The sequence below is a fragment of the Rhizorhabdus sp. genome, assembly GCF_018006725.1.
Classification (GTDB): Bacteria; Pseudomonadota; Alphaproteobacteria; order Sphingomonadales; family Sphingomonadaceae; genus Rhizorhabdus.
The window spans coordinates 1-9,946 of sequence record NZ_JAGMXV010000175.1 but is presented as its reverse complement, the minus strand read 5'-3'; the positions used below and the strand labels follow the sequence as shown (position 1 = coordinate 9,946).

The window sequence follows — 9,946 nt, the reverse complement described above, 5'->3', positions numbered from 1 at the left end:
GTGCAATGACCGATAAAACTCGCCTCTACACCGGCGCCGCCATTGGCCTGGTCGCTGCCGCCGCGCTTGGATTCGGCGCTGCGCGCCTCACCCAATCGCCCGCCCCTGCCCCTGCTCCTACGGAGGCCGCAGCGCCAGCCAAGCCGTCGAACACGGTCGCGATGACGCAGCAGGCACTTTCGGCATCGCAGATCACTGTAGCCCCGGCGGCCTCCGGCGAGCTGGACGCCGCGATCCTTGCCTCCGCTACGGTCGAGGCGACGCCCGACGCCGAGGCGGTGCTGACCGCGCGCGCACCGGGCACGGTCAGCCGTATCATGGTCCGCATCGGCGATCCCGTGCGAGCCGGCCAGACGCTCGCTCTGGTCGAGAGCCGCGATGCTTCGCAGATCGCAGCCGATCGCTCGGCCGCGTCCGCGCGCGTCACTCTCGCCGCTCGCCAGCTCGAACGCGAACGCGGTTTGCTTGCCCAGGGCGTCACCCCCCGCGCTGACTATGAAGCCGCACAAGCCAATCTGGCGGTCGCCCAGGCCGATGCCCGGCGCGCTAGCGCCGCCGCAGGCGCTGCCCGCGTATCAGGTGACGGCCGATCGGTTGCGGTCGTCAGCCCCGTCTCGGGGCGCGTCACCAATGCTGGTGCCAATCTCGGCCAGTTCGTCGCGGCTGAAACCGAGCTGTTCCGCGTCGCCGACCCGCGCCGGCTTCAGATCACGGCTAGCGTTCCCCCCGCCGATGCAGGCCGGGTCCGAGAAGGTGACAGGGTGGAGTTGACCACCACCGATGGCCGCAAGATCGAGGGCCGCGTACGTTCGTCGACCGGCGTCGTCGATCCGCAATCGCGGACCGCGACCGTCGTCATCACGCCGACCTCTGGCGGCAGCACACTCGCCCCGGGCCAGCTTGTGCAGGCTCGTATCCTCGCCAGCGGCGGGGCCGCCAAGAGTGGCGTGATGGTGCCGCAAGACGCGGTGCAGACGCTTGGCAGCGATACCGTAGTGTTCGTCCGCACCGGCCAAGGCTTCCGCGCACAGCCGGTTCAGGTCGGCAGCCGATCAGGCGGGATGGTGGCGATCACCGGCGGCCTCGCCGCCGGCACGCAGATCGCCACCACCAACGCTTTTCTCCTCAAAGCGGAGATCGAGAAGGAGTCGGCGGAATGATCGGCCGCATCCTCTCCCTTTCGGTCCGGATGCGATGGCTTGTCGCCGTCCTGACCCTCGTCGTCATTGGCTTTGGTTTATGGCAGATCACCAAGCTGCCGATTGACGCTGTGCCCGACGTCACCAACCGACAGGTCCAGATCAGCACATTCGCCCCGACGCTTGGGCCGGTCGACATCGAAAAGCAGGTGACGTTCCCGGTGGAAACGGCGCTGGCCGGAATCCCAGGGCTTGAGATGACCCGCTCCATCTCGCGCAACGGCTTCAGCCAGGTAACGGCGGTCTTCACCGACCGCACCGACATTTACTTCGCGCGCCAGCAGGTGACGGAACGGCTCGCACAATCGCGCGACAGCCTGCCTTCCAACGCGCAGCCGATCCTAGCACCGCTCAGCACCGGGCTCGGCGAGATTTTCTTCTATTCGGTCGCCTTCCGTCACCCCGACGGCAAGGGCTTGAAGACGGTCGATGGGAAGCCGGGCTGGCAGTCGGACGGCAGCTATCTCACGCCCGAGGGCGAACGCCTGACCACCGAGCTGGCGAAGGCGGCATATCTCCGCACGGTGCAGGATTGGATCATCCGCCCACAGATGCGCGCCGTGCGCGGCGTCGCCGGGGTTGATTCCAACGGCGGCTATGTGAAGCAATATCTGATCGAGCCAAACCTGAACGCGCTCGTTAGCTATGGGCTGTCGGTGACGGAGTTGGCGGACGCGATGGAGCGGGCCAATCTCTCTGCCGGCTCCAATTACGTCCGCCGTGCCGGCGAGAGCTTCCTTGTCCGCGCCGATGCTCGCCTCAAATCGATCGATGACATTCAGGAAGCCGTCGTGGCAACCCGGAACGGCGTTCCCATCCGCGTCAAGGACGTGGGCCAGGTCGTGATCGGCGGTGCGGTCCGCACCGGATCCGGCAGTCGCATGGGATCGGAAGCGGTCATCTCGACCGTGCTGATGCTGGTGGGCGACAACAGCCGCATCGTCGCGACCGATGCCGCCGAGAAGCTGACGCAGATCAACAAGGCGCTGCCGCCCGACGTGTTCGCCGAGCCGGTCTACAACCGGTCCAAGCTGGTCAACGCGACGATCGCGACGGTCGAAAAGAACCTCACAGAAGGCGCGCTGCTCGTCATCGTCGTGCTGTTCCTGCTGCTCGGCAACATCCGCGCCGCGCTCATCACCGCTGCGGTCATCCCGATCACTATGCTGATGACGGCCGCCGGCATGAACGGGCTGGGCGTATCGGGCAACCTGATGAGCCTTGGAGCGCTCGACTTCGGGCTGATCGTCGACGGCGCCGTCATCATCGTCGAGAATGCGCTTCGCCGCCTCGCCGAGCGCCAGGAGCATGAAGGCCGGCTTCTCACCCGCGACGAGCGGATGGAGGAAACGACACTCGCGGCCAAGGAGATGGTGCGGCCGACCGTTTATGGTCAGCTCATCATCTTCCTCGTCTTCGTGCCGCTGCTCACCTTCCAGGGCGTTGAGGGCAAGACGTTCGCGCCGATGGCGATCACGTTGATGGTGGCGCTCGCCTCCGCTTTCGTCCTGTCGCTGACCTTCGTTCCCGCGATGATCGCGATCGTCGTCAAGGGCCGGGTCAGCGAGACGGAAGTGAAGCCGATCCGCTGGTTCAAGGAACGCTACGCCCCCGTGCTGGGCAGGGCCGTAGCTCGGCCGATGCCCTTCATTCTGGGCGGTGTCGGCGTGTTCGTCGCGGCAGTGCTGAGCTTTGGCTTGCTCGGCGAGGAGTTCATGCCGCAGCTCGACGAGAAGGACATAACCGTCACCAACTTCCGCGTGCCATCGGCGTCGATCGATCAGTCGACACAGATGCAGCTTCAGATCGAGAATGCATTGAAGACGCTGCCGGAGGTGGCGCTGGTCTTCTCTAAGAACGGCAACGCCGATCTCGGCACCGATCCGATGCCGCCCAATGCGTCGGATACCTATGTGATTCCAAAGCCAGAGGACGAGTGGCCGGCGGAGGTTAAGAGCAAGGAGGACATCCTTCGCCGCATCGAGGAGCGGATGAAACCGCTGATCGGCAACCGAACAGAGATTCAGCAACCGATCCAGATGCGCTTCAACGAGCTGATCGCCGGCGTTCGCGCCGACGTCGCGATCAAACTCTACGGCGATGACCTCGACGCGATGAGCGAACAGGCGCGGCGCATCGCTTCCGTCATGCGCACCATCCCGGGCGCTGGTGACGTGAGTGCCGAACAGACGTCCGGCGCGCCGACCTTCGACGTGCAGATCGATCGGCAAGCGGCGGGCCGTTATGGCCTGTCGGTTGAGGAGGTGGCGAACACGGTCTCGGCTGCGCTTGGCGGGCGCGAGGCCGGGTTGTTGTTCGAGGGAGACCGGCGGTTCGACGTCGTGGTCCGCCTCCCCGATGCGCAACGGGATGACCTTGAGACACTGGGGTCGATCCCGGTGATGCTGCCCACTGCCGAGGGTCAGGTGGCGCGCTCGATCCCGCTCAGCCAGGTCGCCCGGTTCAACTACACGCAGGGGTTGAACCAGGTTAGTCGCGAGAATGGCAAGCGGATGGTGGTCGTGCAGATCAACGTCCGCGGGCGCGATCTTGGCGGGTTCGTCGACGAAGCACAGGCGAGGATCGGCCAGATGCAGCTTCCCGCCGGCATGTATACTGAGTGGGGCGGCACCTTCGAGAGCCTGCAATCGGCTCGGTTGCGCCTGCTGATCGTCGTGCCGATCTGCTTTATCGCGATCTATGCCCTGCTCTACATGGCGCTCGGCAGCTTCGTGTCGGCGGCGATCGTGTTCTCGGCGGTGCCGATGGCGCTCGCAGGGGGCGTGTTTGCGCTGCTGCTGCGCGGTATCCCCTTCTCGATCACCGCAGCGGTCGGGTTCATAGCCCTATCGGGCGTTGCCGTCCTCAACGGCCTCGTGATGATGAGTGCGATCGGAAAGTATCGCGAAGACGGTGCGGCCGACGACGATGCGATCGTGGGCGGCGCAATGGAGCGCGTCCGTCCGGTGCTGATGACCGCGCTGGTCGCGTCTCTTGGCTTCGTGCCGATGGCGCTTGCGACCGGCACAGGAGCAGAAGTGCAACGCCCACTCGCAACGGTCGTCATCGGGGGGCTTATAACATCGACAATCCTGACCCTTCTTGTCCTGCCAGCCATCACAGCGTTGTCCATGCGATTGAGAGGCTCAAAGGCACAAGGTTCGACTGTCGGCACCACAAAGGCCCAGATTTGAGTCTACATGCGCACGTTCTGGTATCGTTGACCGGCATCAAGTTCAGTGTCGGTTCAAGTAGAAGCCCTAATATCAAATACGCCGTCGTTCGATCCTATCGTCCGATGGTAGGAGAGTAGACATGCGTAAGACATTTTGGATTGCAGCGGGGCTGCTGGCTTCGTTGGTCCCTGGTACTGCGATGGCGCAGCATCATGGTGGCCGTCATTCCACAGGTCATGGTAGCTACGGCGGACATGGACGTGTGGTCGTGTCAAATCACGGCTATGGCTATGCGCAGCCCTATTATGGTGGCGGCTATTATGCCGACTCTCCGCGATACCAGTCTCGCCACTACGTGCGCGATCGGCACTATGATCGTCATTCCCGTCCGAGGCATTACCGCCGCCATCATTGACGGCGGTAAGGCTTCGGGCCGCTACTTGCGGGTTTCGCGCCGGGCAAGCCACGCCCGCATCTCGGCGATCTCGCGCCGCTGCGTCGCCACTACTTCGGCTGCAAGCCGGCGAACAGCGGGATCGCGCCCGTACCTCAATTCTATCTCGGCCATCGCGATCGCGCCTTCATGATGGGGGATCATCGCGCGCATGAAGTCGGCGTCGGCATCACCAGTGAAGACCACGTCCATAGCGCCATGCATCTTGGCGTTCGCGGCCCGGTAGGCTCTGGTTGCGGGCGTGTCGGCCCGCTTTCCCGCATCAGCTCCCCGGGTCACGCTCGTACCGTGTTGAGCGTGCTGTGCGCTCGCAGCAGGTGGCGTCAGTCCAGCGGCCGTTGCGACCATCAGCGCGAGCGTGCCGTTAATTCCGATCATCACGTTCCTTCTCCAGTGTAGCATCATGTCCGCGCTGGCGTCCGGCTCTGGCCGGAGGTTGCCGGCGCGCAGCCGCATCGAGCTCGGCCACGGCCTGGGCCGCCGCCTCGCAGTCGCTGCCGGTTTCCTGGCCCCGCTCGCAGCGGGTGACAACCAGCCTCGCCTCTTCCGCGTGGAAACGGAAATAGCCAGCATCCCGTGGTTTAATCAGTCCGCATCCAGTCAGAGCGATGGTCGCGACAGCGGCAATGAGCGCGCGTTCCTTGAGGTTTGTCATTCTGTTCACCCGCTCGTTGTTCATGGAAATCACAAAGCGATGCCAAAGCGCCGGAGTGCGAGAACCATCGCGATATAGAGCAGGACGGTCAGGCAGCATCCGGCGGCCAAGGCTGGCCAAAAGCCAATTCCGTGACGCAAAAAGGACTGGTATCAGTAGGAATAGCGGCAGCGAGGGGAGTACGAACCAGAAGGTCGCCTGCGCATGGGCCGCCATGTTCATCGCATCAGGCCGGTCGTGCCACAGCCATATCATGCCAAGGACCGAGACGACCGGTAGCGACGCAATCAGCGCTCCGAACCCGGGATAGCGCTTCGCCACTTCCGACGCTGCCGCGATTAGTATGCCCGAGACGATGGCCTTGACTGCAAGATAGTACATAGGATGCTTCGCTTACCTTGTGGCGGTGGATCTTGATGATGCGGCCCAGCGCCACTTCCCCCCGTTGCGACGCCATGCGCGAAACCCGATGCGGTAAAGCCTCCCGATCCACTTGATGAGAATGAACGTGGTTCCTCGCGGGACCAGGCCAAGGGCACTGGCGTAGCGCGTGACGAAGACCAGCATCGAAGCTGCCGTAAGCCAAAGTCCGGCGGGAAAAACGGGAGACGAGCCATTGACATTCATCAATGGCGATCCCCGGATCGCCCGAAGGTCGCGACCCGCCAGAGATACCAAATGACGGCCAGCAAGAGCACGGCGTTGCTGACCGGTTCGATGACGCTCGCCACCTGATTATAGCGTTCGCCCAGCTCGTAGCCGGCTAGCACGAGGATCACGGTCCATATTGCCGAGCCGGCAAGCGTGGAAAGCAGGAACGGACCGAGGGGCATTCCGCTGACCCCTGCTGGCACCGAAATCAACGTCCGGACTCCCGGGACCATTCGTCCGAACAGAACCGCCCAACGGCCATAGCGGTCGAACCAGCGATCGACATGATCGATCTCGTCCGCCGTCAACGTCAGCCATCGACCGTGGCGAGAAGCAAAGCGCTTCAACCGATCGATGCCGATCCAGCGCCCGACATAGTACCATAGGATCGCTCCTGCGGCCGATCCGAGGGTGCCAGCGATAACGACCACCCACAGCGAGCCGCGCCCCTGCGCGGCCGTGTAGCCCGCAAGGGGCAGGATCACTTCCGATGGAATCGGCGGAAAGACGTTCTCGGCCAGCATCAGCAGGAAGACGCCAAAGCCGCCGAGTGCCGATAGGATCGATGTTATGATGTCGAACACAAGACAGCCTCGTCAGATGATCCAATAGAAGATGGCGCAGAACACGAGGATGAGGGCGAGGACCGATCCTACGATCGCGTTTTCCAGTCGCGGGCACTCGACGTTCCTGATCCGCGCGGCGACCTGCCAAGCGGGGCGGATCGGACACCGCCACGACCCAGCGACAATTCGATCCAATTCCGCGTCCGACAGCCCGAAGAATGCTTTGGCTTCACGGCGCGATCGACCCGCCAGCCCCATCACACGCAGCACCACATCGTCCCATGCGACATCGATCGCGCTCGGCCGATCGATCATCGGGCCGCGCGCGTCACCGCCTGCCCAAGAGGGAGGCAGCAGGCCGATGATCTGGTGAGGATTGCGCTCCAACAGCGTCGCCCAGCGCAGCAAGCGGTGTTGGCGGTCCCGCGCCGGGATAGTCCGCGCCGGCGCCCAACGTCGGGTGAGGGCTTGCACTGGATGTGTCCATCGGCTCGCCTGAGAGGTCGTCATGGACTTGCCGGAGTACAGGCGTCGCCATTGGTAGCGCGCTTGAGCGGACGAGAACAGCGCAGGGTCAGGAAGGTGGTGCAGCTCAGGATGAAGGCGATATCGTATAGGCCGTAGCCGACGGCCGCCCCGAGCGCGCCAGTCGCCCACAGGCTGGCCGCTGTTGCCGTACCCGAGGCTTTGCTACCCTTCTTCAGGATCGCGCCGCCCCCAATGAAACCGACGCCTGTAATCAGACCTTCGAGCAACCTGGCCTGCGCCGGGGACGTGCGGCCGAGGATCGCGATGCCTACCAGCACGAAGCCGCAACTGGCGATGGCAACCAACGGGAATGTGCGGATGCCTGCGCTACGGGCGTCCTTCTCGCGATCCCAGCCAACCGGAAGGGCAAGCGCGTAGGCGACGGCGAGACTGATGATATGGGTGGTTATCTCCCACCATGAGCTTTGAAACATGCCGGCCTGCCTGTTCTACGCGATCGCTCCAAATCGGAGGTTAAAAACGAATGTTGGGCCGAGCGCCTTGAAGGCGCTCGTGATTAAGGCGAGGATCGTGAACATCTGCGAACCTACCGGTGCAGACATGCGATGATGGCGGCCACGACGGCGGCGGTTTCCGCAACGTCGCGCACCCTGACCGTGTCGAGGCCGATCTCGACGGCGGGATAGTCATTTCCACCGGGGAAGATCGCATCGCCGATGAACAACATGCCGTCGAGCGGCACGCCGCTTTCGGCGCTCAGGCGCTTCAGGCCGTAGCCTTTGTCGACCCCTGCCCTCGTCACGTCGATCGATGTCGTACCGCCAAGATTGATCGAGAGGCCCGGCAGCACTGCGCGCAAGGTCGCCTGCAATGCAGTGCGTTTTTTCCGATCCCGGTCCCATCCCTCCTTTTCCTTCAGCGGCGCCGCCTGCCCCAGCCCCGAAAAGGTAATCTGGCTGCCGCGATCCTCGATCCGCTCGCCCCATATGCGTTCATCGGCGAGGCCGGCATCGGCCAGCGCCCGGTCGAAGGCCGCGCGGATCTTCGCCTTCTCCGCATCGTCGAACAGCTCGGCATAGACCACGCACCAAGCCCCATCGATGAAGCGATAGAGCTTGGTGCCGGTGGTCGGCATCAACCAGAGGCGGTCGAGCGCTGCGTCCGCAGGCAAGCGCGACGCGACCTGCTTTTCGAATTGTGGCCAGTCCCCGCCCGAGATCACCGCCACATCGGTAACGGCGAGCAACCGGGCGATGATCGCGGCCATATCCTCCGATAACGGGCGTTTGCTCTCCGCGAGCGTGCCGTCGAGGTCGAAAGCGACCAGCCACTTCATGCCGCGTTCCCCGCCGGGTCGCGGTAGGCGAGCAGCCGGAGCGCGTTGATGACGACGAGCAGTGTCGATCCCTCATGGACCGCCACCGCTGGCCCGATGCCGAGGCCGAGGATGGTGGCAGGCACGAGGAAGGCGACGACGCCCAGGCTGACGAACACGTTCTGACGGATGATGCCGCGCGTATGACGGCTCAGGCCGACCGCGAACGGCAAGTGCGCCAGGTCGTCGGCCATCAGCGCTACGTCGGCCGTCTCGAGCGCTACGTCCGACCCCGCCGCGCCCATTGCGATGCCGACCGTGGCGCTCGCCATCGCGGGCGCGTCGTTCACGCCGTCGCCGACCATCGCGACCTTGTCCTCGCCGGCAAGCTTCTTGATTGCGGCCACCTTGTCTTCGGGCATGAGGTCGCCCCACGCCTCATCGATTCCGACATCGTTGGCGATCGCTTCGGCGACCTTCTGGTGATCGCCGGAGATCATTATCATCCGCGACACACCCATCTCGTGCAGCCGGCGCAGCGCGGTCTTGGCCGCTTCGCGGGGCGTGTCCATCAGGCCGATCGCGCCTAGGTCGCGGTCTCCCTTGCGGACGACCATCGTCGTGCGGCCGTTCTCGCGCAGCTTCGCGATCGCGTCCTGCGCCCCCTGCCCCAGCGCCGGTATGCCCTCGCCCCCAAACATCTCGGCCTTGCCGATCCACACCGTCTCGCCATCCACGCTCGCGGTGACGCCACGACCGGTCAGGCTCTTGAGGTCGCCAGCGGTGGGCAACGGGCGCCCATTCAGGCGTTCGCGGCCGTCGTTGACGATCGCTTGGGCCAGCGGGTGATCGCTCAGCGCCTCGACAGCGACGGCCAGCGACAGCAGCTCGCCTTCGTCGGTGCCGTCGACGGGCACGACATCGGTGATGCGCGGGCGCCCTTCGGTCAGCGTGCCGGTCTTGTCGAAGGCGATCGCCTTGAGCGATCCGAGGTTTTCGAGCGGCGCACCGCCCTTCACCAGCACACCGCCACGTGCCGCGCGCGCGACGCCGGACAGGACCGCGCTCGGCGTCGCGATCGCGAGCGCGCAAGGGCTCGCTGCGACCAGTACCGCCATCGCGCGATAGAAGCTGTCGCGGAACGGCTCGTCGATGACCACCCAGGCGAACAGCAGCAGCACCGACAGGATCAGGACGGCGGGCACGAAGATGCGCTCGAACCGATCGGTGAAGCGCTGCGTCGGCGACTTCTGCGTCTCCGCCTCGCTCACCATCTTCACCACCTTGGCGAGCGCGGACTCGTTGGATCGGCGCGTCACCTCGATCTCGATCGCGCCGCCGCCGTTGATCGTACCAGCAAAAACCCGGCTTTCCGCGTCGACTGCATCGGGCTTGGCGCGTGCCGCTGCGGCATCTGCGACCGGCACCTTGTCGACCGGGA

General features: G+C 64.6%; 10 protein-coding genes and 1 pseudogene. 3 read left to right on the top strand and 8 right to left on the bottom strand.

Annotation, left to right across the window (positions count from 1 at the left end; genetic code table 11):
- Positions 1-5 precede the first annotated feature (5 nt).
- The 3 genes from KAY22_RS19850 to KAY22_RS19840 all read left to right on the top strand — a co-directional run bounded on the left by KAY22_RS19850 (position 6) and on the right by KAY22_RS19840 (position 4,790).
- Positions 6-1,160: an efflux RND transporter periplasmic adaptor subunit gene (locus tag KAY22_RS19850; protein ID WP_296624988.1), complete on the top strand. Its 1,155-nt coding sequence runs from the start codon at positions 6-8 to the stop codon at positions 1,158-1,160.
- Positions 1,157-4,393, top strand: a complete 3,237-nt coding sequence (locus KAY22_RS19845) for a CusA/CzcA family heavy metal efflux RND transporter (RefSeq protein ID WP_170172255.1) — start codon at positions 1,157-1,159, stop codon at positions 4,391-4,393. The genes KAY22_RS19850 and KAY22_RS19845 overlap by 4 nt, the downstream gene beginning before the upstream one ends.
- Before the next feature lie 121 nt (positions 4,394-4,514).
- Positions 4,515-4,790 carry a hypothetical protein gene (locus KAY22_RS19840; RefSeq protein ID WP_143058621.1) on the top strand — a complete coding sequence of 92 codons (276 nt, stop codon included), beginning with the start codon at positions 4,515-4,517 and terminating at the stop codon, positions 4,788-4,790.
- Between the two features lie 21 nt (positions 4,791-4,811).
- Here KAY22_RS19840 and KAY22_RS19835 read toward each other — a convergent pair whose 3' ends face one another.
- The 8 genes and pseudogenes from KAY22_RS19835 to KAY22_RS19800 form a co-directional block, all read right to left on the bottom strand.
- The gene (locus KAY22_RS19835) at positions 4,812-5,207 is read right to left on the bottom strand and encodes a DUF305 domain-containing protein (protein WP_296624987.1); all 396 of its coding nucleotides are present in this window, start codon (positions 5,205-5,207) and stop codon (positions 4,812-4,814) included.
- Positions 5,194-5,508, bottom strand: a complete 315-nt coding sequence (locus KAY22_RS19830; protein WP_206379108.1) for a hypothetical protein — start codon at positions 5,506-5,508, stop codon at positions 5,194-5,196. The genes KAY22_RS19835 and KAY22_RS19830 overlap by 14 nt, the downstream gene beginning before the upstream one ends.
- Positions 5,509-5,513: 5 nt before the next feature.
- Positions 5,514-5,865: pseudogene (locus KAY22_RS19825) on the bottom strand (DUF3147 family protein).
- Between the two features lie 245 nt (positions 5,866-6,110).
- Positions 6,111-6,719, bottom strand: coding sequence for a DedA family protein (locus KAY22_RS19820; RefSeq protein WP_007406854.1), 609 nt, complete (start codon positions 6,717-6,719; stop codon positions 6,111-6,113).
- A 12-nt stretch (positions 6,720-6,731) separates the two neighbouring features.
- Positions 6,732-7,109 (bottom strand): hypothetical protein, encoded by a 378-nt coding sequence (locus KAY22_RS19815; protein ID WP_007406863.1) that lies wholly within the window; start codon positions 7,107-7,109, stop codon positions 6,732-6,734.
- A 98-nt stretch (positions 7,110-7,207) separates the two neighbouring features.
- Positions 7,208-7,663 carry an MgtC/SapB family protein gene (locus KAY22_RS19810; protein WP_018251228.1) on the bottom strand — a complete coding sequence of 152 codons (456 nt, stop codon included), beginning with the start codon at positions 7,661-7,663 and terminating at the stop codon, positions 7,208-7,210.
- A 113-nt stretch (positions 7,664-7,776) separates the two neighbouring features.
- Positions 7,777-8,526, bottom strand: coding sequence for an HAD-IIB family hydrolase (locus KAY22_RS19805; protein ID WP_007406852.1), 750 nt, complete (start codon positions 8,524-8,526; stop codon positions 7,777-7,779).
- Positions 8,523-9,946, bottom strand: a 1,424-nt coding sequence (locus KAY22_RS19800) for a heavy metal translocating P-type ATPase (RefSeq protein WP_296624986.1), incomplete at its 5' end; no start/stop codon positions are given. The genes KAY22_RS19805 and KAY22_RS19800, both read right to left, overlap by 4 nt.

Excerpts from the sequence above, each read along its gene's own strand:
- KAY22_RS19840 (WP_143058621.1), top strand. The coding sequence starts at position 4,515 with ATGCGTAAGACATTTTGGATTGCAGCGGGGCTGCTGGCTTCGTTGGTC.
- KAY22_RS19805 (WP_007406852.1), bottom strand. The coding sequence starts at position 8,526 with ATGAAGTGGCTGGTCGCTTTCGACCTCGACGGCACGCTCGCGGAGAGC.
- KAY22_RS19830 (WP_206379108.1), bottom strand. The coding sequence starts at position 5,508 with ATGAACAACGAGCGGGTGAACAGAATGACAAACCTCAAGGAACGCGCG.
- KAY22_RS19810 (WP_018251228.1), bottom strand. The coding sequence starts at position 7,663 with ATGTTTCAAAGCTCATGGTGGGAGATAACCACCCATATCATCAGTCTC.
- KAY22_RS19850 (WP_296624988.1), top strand. The coding sequence starts at position 6 with ATGACCGATAAAACTCGCCTCTACACCGGCGCCGCCATTGGCCTGGTC.
- KAY22_RS19835 (WP_296624987.1), bottom strand. The coding sequence starts at position 5,207 with ATGATCGGAATTAACGGCACGCTCGCGCTGATGGTCGCAACGGCCGCT.
- KAY22_RS19845 (WP_170172255.1), top strand. The coding sequence starts at position 1,157 with ATGATCGGCCGCATCCTCTCCCTTTCGGTCCGGATGCGATGGCTTGTC.